The 18,672-nt window shown below is 69.8% G+C and carries 16 protein-coding genes and 1 pseudogene; 8 read left to right on the top strand and 9 right to left on the bottom strand.

Annotated elements, in window-relative coordinates; genetic code table 11:
- Positions 1–495, bottom strand: a 495-nt coding sequence (locus tag MKL01_RS24360; protein WP_409566326.1) for a 2-dehydropantoate 2-reductase N-terminal domain-containing protein, incomplete at its 3' end; no start/stop codon positions are given.
- A 305-nt stretch (positions 496–800) separates the two neighbouring features.
- Between MKL01_RS24360 and argB the strand changes: the two genes are divergently transcribed.
- From argB to rplS, 3 genes are all read left to right on the top strand, one after another.
- The gene (gene argB, locus MKL01_RS24355; RefSeq protein WP_243907746.1) at positions 801–1,694 is read left to right on the top strand and encodes an acetylglutamate kinase; all 894 of its coding nucleotides are present in this window, start codon (positions 801–803) and stop codon (positions 1,692–1,694) included.
- A gap of 187 nt (positions 1,695–1,881) precedes the next feature.
- The gene (locus MKL01_RS24350) at positions 1,882–2,643 is read left to right on the top strand and encodes a pyrimidine 5'-nucleotidase (RefSeq protein WP_243907745.1); all 762 of its coding nucleotides are present in this window, start codon (positions 1,882–1,884) and stop codon (positions 2,641–2,643) included.
- A 139-nt stretch (positions 2,644–2,782) separates the two neighbouring features.
- Positions 2,783–3,184 (top strand): 50S ribosomal protein L19, encoded by a 402-nt coding sequence (gene rplS / locus MKL01_RS24345; RefSeq protein ID WP_243907744.1) that lies wholly within the window; start codon positions 2,783–2,785, stop codon positions 3,182–3,184.
- Positions 3,185–3,265: 81 nt separating this feature from the next.
- Here the strand turns inward: rplS and MKL01_RS24340 are convergent, their stop codons facing one another.
- The 4 genes from MKL01_RS24340 to MKL01_RS24325 all read right to left on the bottom strand — a co-directional run bounded on the left by MKL01_RS24340 (position 3,266) and on the right by MKL01_RS24325 (position 8,416).
- Positions 3,266–4,912 carry a methyl-accepting chemotaxis protein gene (locus tag MKL01_RS24340; RefSeq protein ID WP_243907743.1) on the bottom strand — a complete coding sequence of 549 codons (1,647 nt, stop codon included), beginning with the start codon at positions 4,910–4,912 and terminating at the stop codon, positions 3,266–3,268.
- Between the two features lie 426 nt (positions 4,913–5,338).
- A complete protein-coding gene (locus MKL01_RS24335; protein ID WP_243907742.1) occupies positions 5,339–6,541 on the bottom strand; it encodes a lytic murein transglycosylase in 1,203 nt (400 codons plus the stop codon).
- A gap of 472 nt (positions 6,542–7,013) precedes the next feature.
- Positions 7,014–7,616: a 3-isopropylmalate dehydratase small subunit gene (gene leuD, locus MKL01_RS24330; protein ID WP_243907741.1), complete on the bottom strand. Its 603-nt coding sequence runs from the start codon at positions 7,614–7,616 to the stop codon at positions 7,014–7,016.
- A 68-nt stretch (positions 7,617–7,684) separates the two neighbouring features.
- Positions 7,685–8,416, bottom strand: coding sequence for a HisA/HisF-related TIM barrel protein (locus MKL01_RS24325; RefSeq protein ID WP_243907740.1), 732 nt, complete (start codon positions 8,414–8,416; stop codon positions 7,685–7,687).
- A 9-nt stretch (positions 8,417–8,425) separates the two neighbouring features.
- Between MKL01_RS24325 and MKL01_RS24320 the strand changes: the two genes are divergently transcribed.
- From MKL01_RS24320 to MKL01_RS24310, 3 genes are read left to right on the top strand one after another with little or no spacing between them, the layout of a single operon-like run.
- Positions 8,426–9,475, top strand: a complete 1,050-nt coding sequence (locus tag MKL01_RS24320) for a hydantoinase/oxoprolinase family protein (protein ID WP_243907739.1) — start codon at positions 8,426–8,428, stop codon at positions 9,473–9,475.
- Positions 9,472–9,672, top strand: coding sequence for a hypothetical protein (locus tag MKL01_RS24315; RefSeq protein ID WP_243907738.1), 201 nt, complete (start codon positions 9,472–9,474; stop codon positions 9,670–9,672). Before MKL01_RS24320 ends, MKL01_RS24315 begins: the two co-directional genes overlap by 4 nt.
- Before the next feature lie 28 nt (positions 9,673–9,700).
- A complete protein-coding gene (locus tag MKL01_RS24310) occupies positions 9,701–10,483 on the top strand; it encodes a hypothetical protein (RefSeq protein WP_243907737.1) in 783 nt (260 codons plus the stop codon).
- An 84-nt stretch (positions 10,484–10,567) separates the two neighbouring features.
- Here the strand turns inward: MKL01_RS24310 and MKL01_RS24305 are convergent, their stop codons facing one another.
- On the bottom strand, positions 10,568–11,719 hold the full coding sequence (locus MKL01_RS24305; RefSeq protein ID WP_243907736.1) for a D-alanine--D-alanine ligase family protein: 1,152 nt from the start codon (positions 11,717–11,719) through the stop codon (positions 10,568–10,570).
- Positions 11,720–11,897: 178 nt separating this feature from the next.
- Positions 11,898–13,061 (bottom strand): adenosyl-hopene transferase HpnH, encoded by a 1,164-nt coding sequence (gene hpnH / locus MKL01_RS24300; protein ID WP_243907735.1) that lies wholly within the window; start codon positions 13,059–13,061, stop codon positions 11,898–11,900.
- Between the two features lie 630 nt (positions 13,062–13,691).
- Here hpnH and MKL01_RS24295 point away from each other — a divergent pair.
- Entirely contained in the window at positions 13,692–16,346 is a 2,655-nt protein-coding gene (locus MKL01_RS24295; protein WP_243907752.1) for an MMPL family transporter, read from the top strand.
- A 7-nt stretch (positions 16,347–16,353) separates the two neighbouring features.
- Here MKL01_RS24295 and MKL01_RS24290 read toward each other — a convergent pair whose 3' ends face one another.
- Entirely contained in the window at positions 16,354–17,229 is an 876-nt protein-coding gene (locus tag MKL01_RS24290) for a helix-turn-helix domain-containing GNAT family N-acetyltransferase (protein ID WP_243907734.1), read from the bottom strand.
- 92 nt (positions 17,230–17,321) lie between these two features.
- Here MKL01_RS24290 and MKL01_RS24285 point away from each other — a divergent pair.
- Positions 17,322–17,599 (top strand): annotated as a pseudogene (locus tag MKL01_RS24285) (type II toxin-antitoxin system Phd/YefM family antitoxin).
- A gap of 202 nt (positions 17,600–17,801) precedes the next feature.
- On the opposite strand, the gene hpnK reads toward MKL01_RS24285, so the two are convergent.
- On the bottom strand, positions 17,802–18,644 hold the full coding sequence (gene hpnK, locus MKL01_RS24280; protein WP_243907733.1) for a hopanoid biosynthesis-associated protein HpnK: 843 nt from the start codon (positions 18,642–18,644) through the stop codon (positions 17,802–17,804).
- Positions 18,645–18,672 lie beyond the last annotated feature (28 nt).

Below are 18,672 nucleotides of genomic sequence, written 5' to 3'. Positions count from 1 at the left end.
GGGCCGCTTGAAGTCGGTGATCGCCGCGCCCTCGCGCAGGAACTCCGGGTTCGAGGCCACCGACACGTCCGCGGACGGGTTCGCCTCCCGGATGATCCGCTCGACCTCGTCGCCCGTCCCGACCGGGACCGTCGATTTGGTCACCACGACGGTGAATCCCGACAGGGCGCCGGCGATCTCCCGGGCGGCGTCGAACACGAAGCTGAGATCGGCGAAGCCGTCGCCGCGGCGGGAGGGCGTGCCCACCGCGATGAACACCGCGTCCGCCTCCGCCACCGCCTCCCGCATGGACGACTGGAAGGCGAGCCGGCCGTGCCGGACGTTCTCCGCCACCAGGGCCTCAAGGCCCGGCTCGTAGATCGGCATGCGGCCGGCGTTCAGGCTCGCGATCTTCCCGGGGTCGCGGTCGATGCAGATCACGCCGTGTCCGAAATCGGCCAGGCAGGCTCCGGACACCAGGCCGACATATCCGGCCCCAATCATCGCGATCCGCATCCGGCCCTCCCGGCTGGCCGCCCTGCGGCTTGTTGCAACGCAGCATGATCCGGGAGCGGCGGCGATGCAACCCGGGGGACACGGGATCCCCGCCCGTCTGTCGCCCGCCAGCAACATCCGGATCGGTGACGGTTCTTTGACAGCGCGGCCTCGGGCCCGGGGCAAGGCCCGCTCGACGGCGTCGGCCACGGCCGCGCGCGGGGCGGCTTCGCAGCGCGGGCGGCTTCCTGTAGAAGCGCCACCGCCCGTCGGGGAGGTCGCAGATGCCCCGGAGGATCCGCCCTGAGGATCGGCGAAGGACCGCGATGACCGAATTGCCGAACGTGCACGTGCGCGCCGAGGTCCTGGCCCAGGCGCTGCCCCACATGCAGCGCTACGACCAGGAGATCGTGGTGATCAAGTACGGCGGTCACGCCATGGGCGACCGGGCGGCCGCCGAGGATTTCGCCGAGGACATCGTCCTGCTGGAACAGTCCGGCCTGAAGCCCATCGTCGTGCACGGCGGCGGACCGCAGATCGGCCGGATGCTCGACCGGCTCGGCATCCAGTCCGAATTCCGCGGCGGCCTGCGGGTCACCGACGAGGCCACCGTCGAGGTGGTCGAGATGGTCCTGGCCGGATCGATCAACAAGCAGATCGTCGGCTGGATCTCGGCCGAGGGCGGCCGGGCGATCGGCCTGTGCGGCAAGGACGGCAACATGGTCCGCGCCAAGCGGGCAATGAAGACCGTGATCGACCCCGAGAACCAGACCGAGCAGAGCGTCGATCTCGGCCTCGTGGGCGAGCCGGATCACGTCGAGCGCGGCGTCCTCGACGCGGTGCTGAAGGCCGAGCTCATCCCGGTCCTGGCCCCGGTGGCCTACGGGGCGGACGGCCAGACCTACAACGTCAACGCCGACACGTTCGCGGGGGCGATCGCCGGGGCGCTCCGGGCCAAGCGGCTGCTGCTGCTCACCGACGTCCCGGGGGTGCTCGACAAGGACAAGAAGCTGATCCCCGAGCTGACCGTGGAGGATTGCCGGCGCCTGATCGCCGACGGCACCATCACGGGCGGCATGATCCCCAAGATCGAGACCTGCATGTACGCGATCGAGCGCGGCGTGGAGGCGGTCGTCATCCTGGACGGCAAGGTCAACCACGCGGTTCTGCTGGAGCTGTTCACCGATTACGGGGCCGGCACGCTCATCCGGCGCGGCTGAGCGGACGGACTGGAGCACCGCGCGGTCTCGCCGGGACCGCGGGGTATGCGACCCCCACGGCAACGTCTGCGCCGCCCGCGCATTGTCGTAACCCGTCGGTCCCGCAAGCCCCGGGCAAGCATCGAACTTGCGAGCTTGACCGTTCCGATCCACAGATCCGCCGGGATCAGCAATCCGAGGGGCGACGGTGCACCATCCCGACAAGGCGCAGTTCACGACCCCGGCGGCCCGCGGCTTTGCCGATGTCGACACCTGGGTGTTCGACCTCGACAACACCCTCTATCCGAGCGACGCCGAGGTCTGGCCGAAGGTCGACGAGCGCATCACCCTGTACGTGATGCAGCTTTACGGGCTCGACGGGATCTCGGCGCGCGCCCTCCAGAAGCATTTCTATCACCGCTACGGCACGACGCTGTCGGCGCTGATCGCCGAGGCGGGGGTCGATCCCCACGACTTCCTCGACTTCGCCCACGACATCGACCACTCGACGATCAAGCTCGACAAGACCCTCGGCGACGCGATCGAGCAGCTGCCAGGGCGCAAGCTGATTCTCACCAACGGCTCGCGCCGCCATGCCGAGACCGTGGCGGCCAAGCTCGGCATCCTCGATCATTTCGAGGACGTGTTCGACATCGCGGCCGCCGATTTCGTCCCGAAGCCGGAACGCGCGACCTACGAGCGCTTCCTGCACAGGCACGCGGTCGAGCCGCGCCGCGCCGCCCTGTTCGAGGACATCGCCCGCAACCTCGCGGTGCCGCACGAGCTCGGGATGGCGACCGTGCTGGTGGTGCCCAAGGTGATCGACCCCTATCGCGAGGCGTTCGAGCAAGAGGCGGTGCGCGAGCCGCACATCGATCACATCACCGACGACCTCGCGGCCTTCCTGTCGGCCTGCGTGCTGCCCGAGGCCGCGGCGGCGCGGACTCCGCCCGGCGCCGCGCATCCCTGAGGGCGCCCGGGGCGCGCTTCGGCAATCGACAAGCCGGCAGCGATCCTGTAGAGAGCCGCCCAACTCACAACAGGATCGCCGAAATCCTGGCGCCGATCGCCCATGAGGGGCGGAACGGCGCGACGGCTGGAGCTATGCCATGAACATCATCGAGCAGCTGGAGCGCGAGGAAGTCGCGCGCCTCGCCAAGACCATCCCGGATTTCGAGCCGGGCGACACGCTCATCGTCAACGTCCGCGTGAAGGAAGGCGAGCGCACCCGCGTCCAGGCCTACGAGGGCGTCTGCATCGCCCGTTCGGGTGGCGGCCTGAACGAGAGCTTCACGGTCCGCAAAATCTCCTACGGCGAGGGCGTGGAGCGCGTCTTCCCGGTGCATTCCCCGATGATCGATTCGATCAAGGTGGCCCGCCGCGGCAAGGTGCGTCGCGCCAAGCTGTACTACCTGCGTGATCGCCGCGGGAAGTCGGCCCGTATCGTCGAGCGCACCGACCGCTACAAGGCCAAGGACGCCCCGGCCGCGGCACCCGCCGCCGCCGAGTAGCATCCCGGACCGGCCCCGGCCGGGGCTCGGGGGTTTTCGACCGGTCCGGCTTCGCCGGGCCGGTTTTTTCGTGGCCGGCGATCAGCCCGCCCGGACCCGGTCGAGGAATTCGGTGATCTCCGCCGAGAGGCGTTCGGACTTTCGCGACAGCTCCGCCGCGGCACCGAGCACCTGCTCGGCCGCGCCCCCTACCTCCCGGGCGGCGATCGAGACGTCGCCGATGCTGTCCGTCACCGTGCCGCTGGCGTTCGCCGCCTGCGCGACGCTGCGCACGATCTCGCCGGTCGTCGCCTCCTGCTCTTCGATCGCCGCCGCGACGCCCGTGGCGAGGGTATCGACCTCGGTGATCGTGCGGCCGATCCCCTGGATCGCCGCCACGGCCTGCCGGGTCGAGGTCTGCACGGCGCCGATCTGAGTCGAGATCTCTGCCGTCGCCTGCGCGGTCTGGCCGGCGAGGGCCTTCACCTCCGCGGCCACGACGGCGAAGCCGCGGCCGGCGTCACCGGCCCGCGCCGCCTCGATCGTGGCGTTGAGGGCGAGGAGGTTCGTCTGGCTGGCGATCGCCGCGATCAGGCCCGCCACGGTGCCGATCCGCTCGGCCGCCTCGGCGAGGTCGTGCACGATCGCATCCGTGCGGCTCGCCTCCGCGGCCGCCCGGGCGGTCATGGCCGATGAGCGCGCCATCTGGCCCGAGATCTCCCGGATGGTCGTCGACATCTGCTCGGTCGCCGCCGCCACGGCCTGCACGCTCGCCGAGGTCTCCTGGGCGGCCTCGACGACCTGGGCCGAGCGCGCGCTCGTCCGCGCCGTGCTCCGCGCCATCGCGGCGGCTTCCGCCTGCATGTCGGTGGCGGCCGCGGTCAGGCCCTGCATCAGGGTCCCGGCGCTGCCCTCGAACCGGCGGGCGAGATCGTCGAGGGCCTGGGCCCGCTCGACCTTGACCGCCGCGTCCCGGGCGGCCGCCACGTCCATCGCGCTCTTGGCGATCAGGGCGTTGCGGAACACCTCCACGGTGGCGGCCATGCGGCCGGTCTCGTCGTGCCGCGCCACCTCCGCGACGGGGCCTTCGAGGTCGCCGGCCGCCAGGGCCTGCATCCGCCGACCGAGGCTTTGGAGCGGGCGCGTGATGCTGCGCGAGATCAGCGCGGACGACAGCACCGCCACGGCGATGACGCCCAGGAGCAGGGTCACGACCGTGATCGCCAGAGCCCGGAAGGCCGCCGCAATGTCGTCGGTATAGGCTCCCGTGGCGATGAACAGGTTCCACGGGTCGAATCGCGCGGCGAAGGTGATCTTCGGATAGACGCCATCCCGTCCCGGCCGGGTGAAGTCGTAGGCGAAGACCGTGGTCTCGGAGGTCTTCAAGCGATCGACGATCGACTCGACGACCCGCACGCCGTTGACCGTGGACGCGATCACGTTCTTCCCGAGGAGCGCCCGGTTGGGTGCGGCGACGACGGTGCCGTCCATCGTGTAGATCGTGATGTAGTTGGATCCGCCATCGTAGCGCATCGCCATGGCGGTCTCGGCCAGTTCGGCCTGGGCGGCCGCCCGAGTCAGCGTGCCGGCCTTGACCCGCCCGTCGAGGGCCTGGGCGTAGGACTGGACCAGCTCGACCATCGACCGCAGGGCGAGGATGCGACCCGAAGTCATTTCTTTGTAGTATAGATACAATCCTCCCGCACCGAGCATGACGATCAACAGGATCGGCAGCAGGGCTATCAGCATGATTCGGCGCGCGAGATTCAAACGAACAATACGAAGACGCATCGGGGCCCCGGCTATCAGCACAGCACCTCACGTCTAGATGATACGAAGCCGGCGACTCAAGATTGCGGATCGCCGATTTTTGTATTGGAAAATAACTAAAAACGCATTCCGACGATAAAAAATACTAATTCAGTGCTGTCTAGTAAAAATCGGGATTTACCGTACGTCACGCATATCAGGACATACAGATACGTCGATACACTTGATACGTCCGTTCCGGATCGATCCCGGTACCGCCACGACGGGGGACGGGCGTCGCGAACCGGTCGCGTCGAAGCGCCGGCCGGCGGATCATCGACGAGGCCGGCGGCGCGCGTCCGGCCTCAACGACGGCGCGTCGCCGTGGCGTCGGATGCATGACGCCGTCGGCGATGGGCCGGGGGCTCAGCCCCCGCGCAGGGCTTCCAGAACCTTGCCCCCCGGGCGCCCCGTGGGGGTCATGCCGAGCTTGCGCTCCACGTCCTTGATCGCGTCGCGGGTCTTCTGGCCGACCTTGCCGTCCGGCTCGCCGACATCGTAGCCCCGGGCGGCCAGCCGGGTCTGGAGGTCGCGGCGCTCGGCCCGGGACAGGGGCGGGTCGTCGGTCGGCCAGGAGGCCTGGACGCCGGGCTTGCCGCGCAGCCGGTCGGACAGCACCGCGATGGCGAGGCCGTACGATTCGGCGGCGTTGTACGAGTAGATCGCGTCGAAGTTCCGGGTGACCAGGAAGGCCGGCCCCTCGATGCCGGCCGGCGCGATGATCCCGGCCGGCCCCTCGCCCGAGAGCGGATGGCCGTCGATACGGGTCACGCCGAGGGACGCCCAGTGGCCGATCGGCTTCTTGTTCCTGCGCCCGGCGGCGCCGACGTTGAAGCCGCGGGGCAGCCTCACCTCGTAGCCCCAGGCCTGGCCGTGCTGCCACTTGGCCACGTGCAGGAAGTTCGCCGTGGAGCCGACCGCGTCGGCCACCGAATCGACCACGTCGCGACGCCCGTCCCCGTCGCCGTCGACGGCGAGACGGTGATAGGTGCTCGGCATGAATTGGGTCTGGCCGAAGGCGCCGGCCCAGGATCCGGTCAGCCGCTCCGGGGCGATGTCGCCACGCTCGATGATCCGCAGGGTGGCGATCAGCTCGCCGCGGAAGAAGTCGCGGCGGCGGTTGTTCGAGCAGGCGAGCGTCGCCAGGGACTGGACCAGCGGCATCTTGCCGAGGTTCTTGCCGAAGTTCGATTCGACGCCCCACACGGCCGCGATGGTGTAGCGGTCGACCCCGTAGCGCGCCTCGGCCTGGGCGAGAGCGGCCGCGTTCTGGCGCATGGCCGCGCGCCCGTCCTCGACCCGCTCGTCGTCGACCAGCGCCGCCATGTAGTCCCAGATCGGCGTCTTGAACTCCGGCTGGGCCTGGGAGAGTTCGATCACCTTGTCGTCGTAGCTGATGCCGCGCGTGGCCGCCTGGAAGGTCTGCGCCGACACGCCGGCGGCCTCCGCCTGGGCCCGGATGCCCCCGAGGCAGCCGTCGAAATCCGCGCGCGCCGGAAGGCTCGCGGCGCCGGCGAGGAAGAGGCCGATCCCGAGCGCGATGCCCGACCCGATGGACTGATTCCGCATCCTGGCGTTCCCGTGTGTCGCCCATCGTTTAGCGGCCGAATCAGGCAGCACGAGGGTTAACGGCGCGTTAGCGCCCGGTCCGCCTGCGGGTGCCGGGCGAACTGGTCGAACCGTCCGCGCCGCGAACGTCTGGCACCATCGACCGACATCGCATCGGGATGCCGCGGGGCTCGAACGCGATGCGATGGATCCCTGCGCCGGGCCGTTCGACGAAAGGCCGAGCCCGCCGCGGCATGACAGGCCGGCCCGCAGATACGCTAGGCGTCGCCGGGCCGTCACGGATCAGCGCGCCGATCGGCCTCTATCTCGTAGCGTCGACGGCAAATGCCGTGACGCGGGCAGCCCCGTTTTCGACCGGACGGACACCGTCTCGTCGGGACGCGGCATCACGCTGAGCCGGAACGCGCCCCCGGCCGACGCGAGGCGGCGCGGCGGGCAGGCCGGACCCTCCCCGACCGGAGGCGCGGCCCGGTCAGGCCCATTCCCGCTGGGCGAGCTTCTGCTCGTAGGCGTCGATCGCGGCGCCGCGCGCCAGCGTCAGGCCGATCTCGTCGAGGCCGTTCAGCAGGTTGTGCTTGCGGCCGGCGTCGATGTCGAAATGCAGGGTGCCCCCGTCCGGCCCCTTGATGGTCTGGGCTTCGAGATCCACCGACAGCGTGGCGTTCGCACCGCGCTCGGCATCGGCGAACAGCTTCTCGAGGTCCTCCGGCGAGACCACGATCGCCAGGATGCCGTTCTTGGCGCAGTTGTTGAAGAAGATGTCGGCGAAGCTCGTGGAGATCACGCAGCGGATGCCGAAATCGGCCAGCGCCCAGGGCGCGTGCTCCCGGGAGGAGCCGCAGCCGAAATTGTCGCCGCAGACCAGGATCTTGGCGTTCCGGTAGGCGGGCTTGTTGAGCACGAAGTCCGGGTTCTCGGAGCCGTCCTCGCGGTAGCGCATCTCGGCGAACAGGCTCTTGCCCAGCCCCGTCCGTCTGATCGTCTTCAGGTACTTCGCCGGGATGATCCGGTCGGTATCGACGTTGATCGTCCGCACGGGCGCGGCGACGCCTTCCAGGGTGGTGAACTTTTCCATCGGCTGAACACTCGTGAGGTTGTTCGCTGTCGAGCGGCTTTATCAGCCGCGGGCGCAGGCCGGAAGCGTCAGGCGAGGTCCGGGGCTGCCGCCCGGGTCAGGGTGCCGTCGTGGAGCGCGGAGGCGACGAGCGCCCCCGCCAAGCCGGCATCGCGCAGGGCCCGCAGGTCGTTCGGGCCGCGGACGCCGCCGGCCGCATAGAGCTGCCGGTCGGGCGCCCGCGCGCGCAGGTCGCCGAGCGCGGCGAGGTCGGGACCGGCCCCGGCCCCGACCCGGGCCAGCGTCATGGCGATCACGTCCCGTGGCCACAGCGACGGATCGTCGTGGAGCACGGGCGGGCCGAGCCGGTCGCGACCGCGGGTGTCCAGGGAGAACACCGCCCGGTCCCCGAGCCGCGTCACGAGGCCGGCATCCGCCTGGCTCTCGCTGCCGATCACCGGGCGCCCGAGGCCGGCGGCCAGGAACGCGTCCACGCCGGCCGTTTCGGAGAAGCCGGCATCCACCCACAGGGCGGTGCCGGGACAGGCGCGGGCGATCGCCTCCAGCGCCCGGAGATCGGGCGCGGCCCCGTCCATGATCGCGTCGAGATCGGCGACATAGAGGATCGCGGCCGGCCACGCGTCGCGCAGCCCGCGCGCCACCGCGTCGGGCGCCGATCCCTTTGCCAAGGGCGTCTCGATCGGGGCATAGGAGGAGCGCTCACCCCGGCGCGCCCGCACCACGCGGCCGCCCCGGAGATCGAGCACCGGGATCACCGCGAAGCCGGGGCGCCCGATCCTATGATCCTTCGAGGCGCTCATCGCGTTCCCATGCCCTCACCATTCCCTAGGACGATCGGGTGGGACCTCGGCGGGGTCCACGTCAAGGCTGCGCTGGTCGAGAACGGGCGGGTCGCGGCCGCCGCGCAGGTCCCGTGCCCGCTCTGGCGGGGCGTGACGGCCCTGGACCAGGCGCTGGCCGCCGCGCCGGACTGGGCCCGGGGCGAAGCCCTGCACGCGGTCACCATGACCGGCGAGCTGACCGACTGCTTCGCCGACCGGCGGGCGGGGGTGGCGGCGCTCTCGGGATGGGCCGGCGCGCATCTCGACGGGGCCGTGCGCATCTATGCCGGCCGCTCCGGCTTCGTCGCCCCCGAGACGGCCGCGGATGTCGCGGCGGACGTCGCCTCGGCCAATTGGCACGCCACCGCGACCCTCGTCGGGACGCACGTCCCGGACGCGCTCCTCGTCGATATCGGCTCCACGACCGCCGACCTGATTGCCATCGTCCGGGGGCGGCCGAGCAGCCTCGGGTACAGCGACGCCGAGCGCCTCGAATCCGGCGAACTCGTCTATACCGGGGTGGTCCGCACGCCCGTGATCGCGCTCGCGGATCACGCGCCCTTCGCGGGCCGCCGGACCCGGCTGATGACCGAGACGTTCGCCCACATGGCGGATGTCTACCGGATCCTGCGGCTGCTCCCCGACGGCGCCGACCAGCAGGCGAGCGGCGACGGCAAGGGCAAGTCGGCGGCCGAGAGCGAGACCCGGCTCGCCCGGATCGTCGGGCGTGACCACGGGGAGGGGACCGGCCACGCCTGGGCGGCCCTCGCCGAACACTTCGCCGAGGCGCAGCTTCGGCTGCTGCACGATGCGGCGGCCCTTCTGCTCACCCGGCCGGACCTGCCGCCGGACGCCCCCCTGATCGTGTGCGGCGCCGGCACATTCCTGGGGTTGCGCCTCGCCGAGCGACTCGGTCGCCCGTCGGGACTCCTGGTATCGCTGCTGGAGGATCGGATCATCGGCGCGCGCGACTGGATCTCGACGTGCGGGCCGGCGGTCGCGGTCGGCGTCATCGCGGCGGAGAACGCAAACCTATGAGCGCCATCAAGATTCTGGCCCGGATCCTGACCGCGCGGGTCGGGCCGCACATCGAGCTGGCCATCGAGACGGAGTCCGGCGAGATTCTCAAAGTGCTCGCCACCGAGGACCAGATCGACCGGCTGGTGGACGAACTGGACGATATCCTCAACTCCCCCGCCGCACCGGAGGATGACGGCCCGCCCGAGGCCGCATGAGCCGGGCCCGGGACCCGGGGCGGCGTCGATGAGCCTGATCGCCGCCAAGATGCTCGTGACGCCGACGCTGATGTGGGCCGTGTCGGCGGCCGCGCGGCGCTGGGGCAGCCTCATCGGTGGCCTGCTCTCGGGCCTGCCGCTCACCTCGGCTCCGATCTCGATCTACCTCGCCGTGGAGCAGGGCGAGCGCTTCGCCGCGGACGCGGCGATCGGCTCGGCGGAGGGCCTCGGCGCGGTCGCGTGCTGCTCTCTGGCCTACGTCCTGTGCGCGTCGCGGACGACGCCTTTTCGCGCCTGCTGCGCCGCCCTGGCGGCCTTCGCGCTCGGGGGGATCCTGCTGCACGGGCTCGTCCGGCCCGGGCTCTGGCTCGCGGCGGCGATCGACGTTCCGCTGATGGTGCTCGTGCTGGCGCTCTGCCCGCCGGCGGAAGCGCCGGCCCGCCGCACCCGGCCGCCGCGCTGGGACATGCCGGCGCGACTCGCGGCATCGACCGCCTTGGTCCTGCTGGTCTCCGGTCTCGCGCCCCTGCTCGGCGCGGGCCTGAGCGGCGTCCTGGCGCCGATCCCGATCATCTCCTGGCCGCTCATTGCCTTCGCGCGGATGCAGGACGGCACCGGCGCCTCCATCGACGTGGTGCGCGGCAGCGCCCAGGGCTCGTTCGGCGTGCTGGCCTTCTACCTGTGCGTCCACCTGCTGCTCGGGCGGATCGACGTCGTGTCCGCCTACGCGGTGTCGATCGCCCTGTCGGCCGCCTGCGTGCTGCCGTGGGTGTGGGTCGGGCGCCGCGCCGCGACCGGTCAGACGGCTTGAAACCGTCTCCGATCGCCTGGCCGGACGGCTCGACTCCCGGTCCCTGACCCTTCAGGCTCGCCTCCGCCGACGCAGCGGGCGGGCTCAAGCCGCGTAATCGCGCGCGAGTGCGTGCCGCTTCCGATGCCGTTCGACCGCCAGGTCCACGAGACGGGACAGCAGCGCCGGGTAGGGGACGCCGGATGCGTCCATCATCTTCGGATACATGCTGATCGCCGTGAACCCCGGCAGCGTGTTGATCTCGTTGAAGAAGAACGTCCCGCTCTGCCGATCGAGAAAGAAGTCGACCCGGGCGAAACCGCTGCATTCGAAGGTCCCGAAGGCTTCGGCCGCCAGCGCGCGCACGCGCTCCATCCGGTCGGGCTCGAGCTTGGCCGGCAGGTCGACCGTGGCCCCGGCAGGATCGAGATACTTGGCCTCGTACGAGTAGAAATCGTGCTGCGGATTGGGGTTCAATTCGCTGGCGAGGCTGACGAAGGTCGGCTCCCCCTCCAGCACCGCCACCTCGATCTCGCGGGCATCGATGCCCTGCTCGACCAGGACCTTCACGTCGTACCGGAACGCATCCTCCAGAGCCGCCCGAAGGCCGGCCCAGGCTTTGACTTTGTGGACGCCGACGCTCGATCCCATGTTGCAGGGCTTCACGAACACCGGAAGATTCAGGGTCTCCGGGATCGAGGCCAGGACGGCATCGGGGGCCCGCTCATACGCGGTCTGGGTCAGGGCGCGGTAAGGCGCGACCGGGATGCCGGCGAGACCCGCGAGGCGCTTGGCGATGTCCTTGTCCATGCTGAGGGCGGAGGCGAGGACCCCGGAGCCGACATAGGCGACGTCGGCCAGTTCCAGCAGGCCCTGGATGGTGCCGTCCTCGCAGAGCGGCCCATGCATGACCGGGAACACGACGTCGATCGCCTGGACCTCCGGGGCACCGGGGCTTTCCCGGGCACCGGGGGCGGCGCCATCGGCGATGCGCATCAGCGCGACCTGCCCGTCCGTCGTTCGCGCGAGCCGGACTTCGGGAGCGTCGCGCTGGATGGTCAGGGACTCGCCGTCCGCCTGCTCGATCGGGCGCAGGTCGTTCAACTGCCAGAGCCCGGACTTGTCGATGCTGACGGGGACGACTTCGAAGCGCGCGCGATCGAGGTGACGAACCACCGAGGCCGCGGATTTCAGCGAGACCTCGTGCTCTCCGGACCTGCCCCCATAGAGGACGGCGACGCGAATCTTCTTGGTCATGGCCATCGGTTACCCTGCGCCGCTGGAGCGCTCGCCGCCGCATTGGATACCGGTCGGCGCAGGCGAGCGCGTCAAAACAAGGACCTCGCACCGGCCCCGATCGCAAGCCCGCACGCGATCCGGGAACGAAAAACCCGCCGCCGTGAGGCAGCGGGTTCGATCGTGCATCGCGTACCGGTCAGGCGGCGGTGCGCTTGCGGGCTTCCTGCTTTGTGTCGACGCCGGCGGCTTTGATCTCCGACAGCTTCTGGGCGACGTTGCGCGAGAACACGAACTCGGCCGGGCGCTGGTTCTCCAGGCTGACCTCGGGGGCCATCGCACCCTCGGTCTTGATGCCGCGGATCGCGTGGACCAGCGGCTTCCAGGGCTTGCGCACCGAATCGACCACCGAGGACGCCTCGTAGCCCGAATGGACCATGCAGTCGGCGCACTTCTCGTAGTTGCCGGTGCCGTAGGAATCCCAGTCGGTGGACTCCATCAGCTCCTTGAAGGTCGCCGCGTAGCCCTCGCCGAGCAGGTAGCAGGGCTTCTGCCAGCCGAACACGGTGCGGGTCGGGTTGCCCCACGGGGTGCAATGGTAGGTCTGGTTGCCGGCCAGGAAGTCCAGGAACAGGCCGGACTGCTGGAAGGTCCACTTCTCGCGGCCCTTCTCCTTGCCGTGCCGGAACACGCCGCGGAACAGGTCCTTGGTCGCCTTGCGGTTCAGGAAGTGCTTCTGGTCCGGCGCGCGCTCGTAGGCGTAGCCCGGGGAGACGGTGATGCCGTCGATCCCCATGCGGGTCACGCTGTCGAAGAAGTCGGCGATCTTCTCGGGCTGGGAGTTGTTGAAGAAGGTGCAGTTGATGGTGACCCGGAAGCCCATCTCCTTGGCCTTGGCGATCGCCGCCACGGCCTTGTCGTAGACGCCGCGCTGGCACACCGACTGGTCGTGCATCTCCTTGTCGCCGTCCAGATGGATCGACCACGTGAAGTACGGGCTCGGCTTGTACTCCTTGATCTTCTTCTCGAGGAGCAGCGCGTTGGTGCAGACGATCGCGAACTTCTTCTGGGCGATGATGCCCTCGACGATCTGCGGCAGGTCCTTGTGCAGGAGCGGCTCGCCGCCGGCGATCACCACCACGGGGGCGCCGCACTCGCGCACCGATTCGAGCGCGTCGGCGACCGGCAGGCGCTTGTTCAGGATCTCGTCCGGGTAGTCGATCTTGCCGCAGCCCGCGCAGGCGAGATTGCAACGGAACAGGGGCTCCATCATCATCACCAGCGGGTAGCGCTTGCGACCCGTCAGGTGCTGTTTCAGGATGTAGCCGCCGATCTTCGCGACGTACCGGAGGGGGATACCCAAGATTGCGGCTCCTTCACTTCGTCGACCCCGGGGTGTTTGGGGTGCTTAACGCGAAAAAATCTCGATTTCCAGCGTTCCAGCTTGGAACTGATCTTAATCGACCCCGTTTCGGCGGGGTCATGACATCTTATTCCGCACCTGACGCAACGCCGCCACATGGTCCGCATGCGCGAGCGTGGACGCTGGGAAATCCGGTCGTCGAGGTCAGCACGTGCAATGCGTCGGCAATACGACCGAAATCCCAAGATTCCGGCTGCACCGCCGCAAATCTCGTGCGCTAACGCACATGGGTGCGTGCAAGGACCGCGCCGGGCCGGTCGCGTTGCAATCTCGCATCGCCGTCTTTACTGAGCCCCTTGGCCACGACGCAAGGTGTGGCCTGTTGCATGGGCCGTGGCGGATGGCGACGCAGCGGCCCATATCGGCCATGAGCGGCTCGCGCAGGCGTGTTGTGCGGACGGATCGGACGGTGGGGCGCTTCTCGGACCCCGCGCGCGTCCGAACGGAGCACGGGATGGTCGGCACGTGGGCCCAGAGTCCCCGCCGGCGTCGGCCACCGTGTCCCGTTGAGCCGGAGAGTAGGAGCCGGGCGCGCCGGGAGCGTGTCCGAGGCGAACAGGCAGGGTGCTCGTGATCGAAAGTCTCGTCGCGTTCTCGGTGCGGTATCGGTGGATCGTGATCGCCCTCGCGGCGTTCGTCACGGTCGCGAGTGCCGGAATCGGGGCGCACCTGTTCCGAATCAACACCGATGTCGAGCGGCTGATCGACCCGAAGGAGCCGTGGCGTCAGGACGAGATCAATTACGAGCAGGCCTTCCCCCAGCGCACCAACACGATCGTGGCGGTGATCAACGGGCAGACGCCCGAGGAGACCGAGGAGGCGACCGCCAACCTCGCCAAGGCCCTCACCGCCCACAAGAACCTGATCGAGACCGTCTATCGTCCCGATGGCGGGCCGTTCTTCGACAAGAACGGGCTGCTGCTGATGTCCCAGGCGGAGCTCGACAAGACCCTCGAAGCTCTGACCCAGCAGCAGGGGCTGCTCGGGCCGCTCGCCGCCGACCCGTCGCTGCGCGGCGTGATGCGGGTTCTCTCCCTCGGCGCCCGCGGCGTGAAGACCGGGGACGCCAAGCTCGAGGATCTCGAGAAGCCCATGGGGCGGATCGACGCCACGCTGCAGAAGGTGGCGGCGGGCCAGCCGGCGCGGCTGTCGTGGCAGGAGCTGCTGTCCAACGGCGAGACCCGCGTCACCGACAAGATGAAGTTCGTGATCATCCAGCCGGTGCTGGACTTCAACGCGCTGGAACCCGGCTACCAGGCGACCAAGCTGATCCGCAACGTCGCCCAGGACCTCAAGATCGACGCGCAGCACGGCCTGCGGATGCGTCTGACCGGCACGGTGGCAGTGGCCGACGAGGAGTTCGCGACGCTCTCGGAGGATGCGGGCGTCAACAACAGCATCATCGTCGGCGCGATCGTGCTGTTCCTGTGGCTGGCGCTGCGCTCCGGCAAGCTCGTCGGCGGGGTGATCATCACCACCTTCGCCGGCCTCGTCGTCACGGCCGCGCTCGGCCTCATCATGGTCAAGGAGCTGAACCCGATCTCGGTCGCCTTCGCGGCCCTGTTCGTGGGCCTCGGCATCGATTTCGGCATCCAGTTCTCGGTCCGCTACCGGGCGGACCGCTACGAGCAGCCCACGCTGGAGAGCGCGATCCGCGCCGCCGCCCGCGGGGTGGGCTGGTCGCTGACGCTCGCCGCCGTGTCGCTGGTCGCGGGCTTCTTCGCGTTCCTGCCCACGGCCTTCCGGGGGGTGTCGGAACTCGGATTGATCGCCGGCGTCGGCATGGTCGTGGCCTTCCTGTTCTCCCTGACCCTGCTGCCGGCGTTGATCGCCGTGTTCCAGCCGGAGGGCGAGAAGGCCGCGGTGCAGACCGAATGGCTCGTCGGCGTCGATCCGTGGATCATCCGGCACCGCAAGCCGATCCTGCTCGCCGTCGGTCTGGTGACCCTGGCGGGGGCGCCGCTGCTCTGGCACCTGCCCTTCGACTCGAACCCGATGCATCTGCGCAGCACGAAGACGGAGTCGATCGCCACCTATCTCGATCTGATCAAGACCCCCGAGACCAGTCCGAACCTCATCGACGTTCTGGCTCCGAACGTCGACGCGGTGCCGGCGCTCTCCAAGACGCTGGAGGCGCTGCCGGTCACGGCCTCGGTCAACAGCATCGACACCTTCGTGCCCCGGGACCAGGACAAGAAGCTCGCGGCGATCGCCGACACCGCGCAGCTCCTCGATCCCGTGCTGAACCCGGGCCGCCGGCCGCCGCCGCCGACCGATGCCGACAACGTCAAGGCGCTCAAGGACGCCGCCACGGCGCTGAACGGCGTCGCGGGCGACGCGAAGGGTACCGAGACGGCCAAGCAGCTCGCCGGCACCCTCGACAAGCTCGCCGCCGGGCCGGTGCAGCTCCGCGAGGCGGCCTCGGTCGCCCTGACGAAGGATCTCGGCCCGCTCCTGGCGCACCTGCGCGAACTGCTGCACCCCGAGAAGATCACGCTGGACAACCTGCCGCCGCAGCTGAAGGCCGATTGGGTCGCGGCGGACGGGCGCGCCCGCATCGAGGTCCATCCCAAGGGCGACTCGAATGACGACGAGGTGCTGCGGACCTTCTCGGACGAGGTGCTGAAGGTCGCGCCCCACGCCACCGGCGCGCCGGTGGCGACGACGCAATCGACCTACACGATCCTGGGGGCGTTCGTGCAGGCGGCCGTGACCGCCTTCGTGCTGATCTTCGTCATCCTGTCGGTGGCCCTGCGCAAGCCCTGGGACGTGGCGATGACGCTGGGCCCGCTGGTGATCGCGACCCTGTGGACGCTGATGGCCCTGCGCATCATCGGCATGCCGTTGAACTTCGCCAACATCATCGCGCTGCCGCTGATGCTCGCGGTCGGCGTGGCGTTCCACATCTACTACGTCATCGCCTGGCGGGCGGGCGTGACCGACATGCTCGCCTCGAGCCTGACCCGGGCGATCTTCTTCTCGGCGCTCACCACCGGCAGCGCCTTCGGATCGCTGGTCCTGTCGAGCCATCCGGGCACGGCCAGCATGGGCAAGCTGCTGGCGCTGTCGCTGTTCTTCACCCTGGTGGCGGCGTTCTTCGTGGTGCCGGCAACGCTGGGCGAGCCGCCGGCACAGCCCGACGAGGACCGGCCGGAGGCCGAGAAGGCCGCCGGCGCCGCGTTGCGCAAGAGCACGGCGCGTCAAGACCCGGTGCCGGTGAAGTAGCCGTTCGTCAGAGCGCCTTCTCGAAGAAGTGGTCCGGGTAGGGATCGTCGTTGAAGCGGTCGATCTCCACCCAGCCCGACCGCCGGTAGAGCGCCATCGCCTCGGAGAGGGCGCTGTTGGTGTCGAGCCGCAGGGTCCGGATGCCGAGGTCGCGGGCGGCGCTCTCGGCCGCCTGCATCAGGCGTTTGGCGACGCCGAGCCCGCGGGCGGCGGGATCGACCCAGAGCCGCTTGATCTCCGCCACCGGGCCGCCACGGCCCGTGAGCCCGACGCAGCCGACCGGGACACCGTCCGCGACGGCGATCAGGAAGGCGCCGCGGGGCCGCACCATGTCGACGGCCTCCGGATCGCAGGACAGGGCGACGTCGAACCCGCCGGCGAAGCGGGCTGCCAGCTCGGCGTAGTAGGCGGCGAGGCAGGCGCGGGCGGGCTCGCTCGTGGGATCGGTTTCCTGGATCGCGATGGCCTCTTGGCCCAGGACGAGGGCGACCCGATCCATCGCGCGCAGGAGATCATCCGCATGCGATGCGCGCTCAAGCAGGGCGACCGCGCGGGCATCCGACAGCGCCTCGTAGGCCTCGAATTCCCGCCGACCCGCCTCCGTCAACGACGCGACCCGGCGGCGTGCATCCGCCGGATGCGGCGCCGTGGTCACCAAGCCCTCCTCCTCCAGGCCGCGCAGCAGGCGGCTCATCAGGCCGGAATCGAGGCCGAGATAGGCGCGGATCTCACCGACCTCCGCCCGTCCCGCGCCGATGGCATTCAGGACACGCGCCGCGCCGAGGGGCCGGCCACGGCCAAGGAACGAGGTATCGAGTGCACCAACCTCCGCAGTGACGGCGCGGGCGAAGCGACGGAAGCGAGCGGTTGCGAGCGAGTCCATAATGCCTGACTTTAGTCAGATATCTCTGTCGGTCAATGAGCTTCGTTCGCCCCCGCCGTTCCCACGCGGACTGCGCGCGCTACGCTTGCGGAATGATGACGATTGCCTTGGACGAAGCGGCTACGAGCCTCGCGGAACTGGCCGCGCGCGTCGAAGGCGGCGAGACCATTGTCGTGACGCGCAACGGTCGGCCGGTGCTCGATCTCGTGCCGCATCGCCGGAAGGGTGGGCTCGATCTGGGGCGGGCCAGGCGTTCTTGCGCGCCCATGGGATCACCGGTCCATTCCCGTCCATACCCGATGATTGCGACGCTCCCTTGCCGGAGGACTTTCTGATTCGGCCGCTCCAACGACAAGCATCCAATCCTTGACCTCATCCTGAGGTGCCGAAGCGGAGGCCTCGAAGGAGCGCTCCAGCCTGCCGCGCGACCTATGGAACCCTCCTTCGAGGCCCGCGTCGCGGTCACCTCAGGACGAGGGTGGGGATTGGATAGGCCGAGCTGAACAGGCTGTTGGTCACAGTGATCGACGGCGTGAACGATCATCCGCGCAGCCCGGATCTAGGCTCCGGCCTTACCGCAGGAAATCAGAAAATCCACCGGTGCGGGCTCCCGATGCTTTGGCGGCCGCGATCGAGGCTGGCGCCACCAGCGCATCCCGCTCATCGGCGTACCGATAGCCTGGCGCCTCGCCCGCAAAACCGCCCGCCGTCGCCGGATGCGTGTAAAGTTCGGTCAGCCCATCCGGCAGATGCGTGAGGAGCCCCGCCACGCGGGCCGACGTCATCGCGCCGGACCACGCGAGGCCAAAAGTCCGGTCCGGGATCAGCAATCCGGCCTGCCGGGCGCGCACGGCGAGCAAGGCCGCCCAGGGGGCGATGTCGAGGGCCGGCCGCGGGCGGGCGCCGGGCTCGGCGCGGCGCAGGAGCTCCCGCGGCTCACGGGGCACCCGCAGGGCGCGCATCCCGAAGGCGCGGCCGATGCGCAGCACCGCGCCGGCGATCAGCGGGTGGACGTGGAAGTGCTTGTGGGCGTTGACGTGGTCCAGCGGCAGCCCGGTCGCCCGGTAGGCCTCGAATTGGGCCCGGATCTCGGCGGCGAGCTGGCGGCGGGCCGCGGGCTTGCGGGCGAAGTCGAGGCCGAGGCGGGCCATGTCGGCCCGCATCAGGCCGGCTCCGTCGGTCAGGTCGGGCAGATCCGCGGCCGGCAGGGTCGGCCACGCCTCCACGAGCACGAGATGCAGCCCGACCCGCAGGGAGGGCAGCCGCCGGGCCCGGGCCACCGCGTCGGCGGCGGCCGGCGCCGAGACCATGAGGCTCGCCGCGGTGAGGATCCCCTGGCGATGGGCCTGCTCGACGGCCTCGTTGACCTCGGGACTGAGCCCGAAATCATCGGCGGTGACGACCAGACGCTTCACGGGGACCTCGTAAAGGGTGTCGAGAGGG

Source organism: Methylobacterium sp. J-070 (assembly GCF_022829385.1).
In the GTDB taxonomy this organism is placed as follows: domain Bacteria; phylum Pseudomonadota; class Alphaproteobacteria; order Rhizobiales; family Beijerinckiaceae; genus Methylobacterium.
The sequence above is the reverse complement of the archived record's forward strand: the minus strand, read 5'-3'. Positions and strand labels throughout refer to the sequence as shown.

Bases quoted from the DNA above. Each gene is read 5' to 3' on its own strand.
- leuD (WP_243907741.1), bottom strand. From the start codon at position 7,616: ATGGAAAAGTTCACCACCCTGGAAGGCGTCGCCGCGCCCGTGCGGACG.
- rplS (WP_243907744.1), top strand. From the start codon at position 2,783: ATGAACATCATCGAGCAGCTGGAGCGCGAGGAAGTCGCGCGCCTCGCC.
- MKL01_RS24340 (WP_243907743.1), bottom strand. From the start codon at position 4,912: ATGCTGATAGCCCTGCTGCCGATCCTGTTGATCGTCATGCTCGGTGCG.
- MKL01_RS24315 (WP_243907738.1), top strand. From the start codon at position 9,472: ATGAGCGCCATCAAGATTCTGGCCCGGATCCTGACCGCGCGGGTCGGG.
- argB (WP_243907746.1), top strand. From the start codon at position 801: ATGACCGAATTGCCGAACGTGCACGTGCGCGCCGAGGTCCTGGCCCAG.
- MKL01_RS24290 (WP_243907734.1), bottom strand. From the start codon at position 17,229: ATGGACTCGCTCGCAACCGCTCGCTTCCGTCGCTTCGCCCGCGCCGTC.
- MKL01_RS24325 (WP_243907740.1), bottom strand. From the start codon at position 8,416: ATGAGCGCCTCGAAGGATCATAGGATCGGGCGCCCCGGCTTCGCGGTG.
- MKL01_RS24310 (WP_243907737.1), top strand. From the start codon at position 9,701: ATGAGCCTGATCGCCGCCAAGATGCTCGTGACGCCGACGCTGATGTGG.
- MKL01_RS24320 (WP_243907739.1), top strand. From the start codon at position 8,426: ATGCCCTCACCATTCCCTAGGACGATCGGGTGGGACCTCGGCGGGGTC.
- MKL01_RS24335 (WP_243907742.1), bottom strand. From the start codon at position 6,541: ATGCGGAATCAGTCCATCGGGTCGGGCATCGCGCTCGGGATCGGCCTC.
- MKL01_RS24305 (WP_243907736.1), bottom strand. From the start codon at position 11,719: ATGACCAAGAAGATTCGCGTCGCCGTCCTCTATGGGGGCAGGTCCGGA.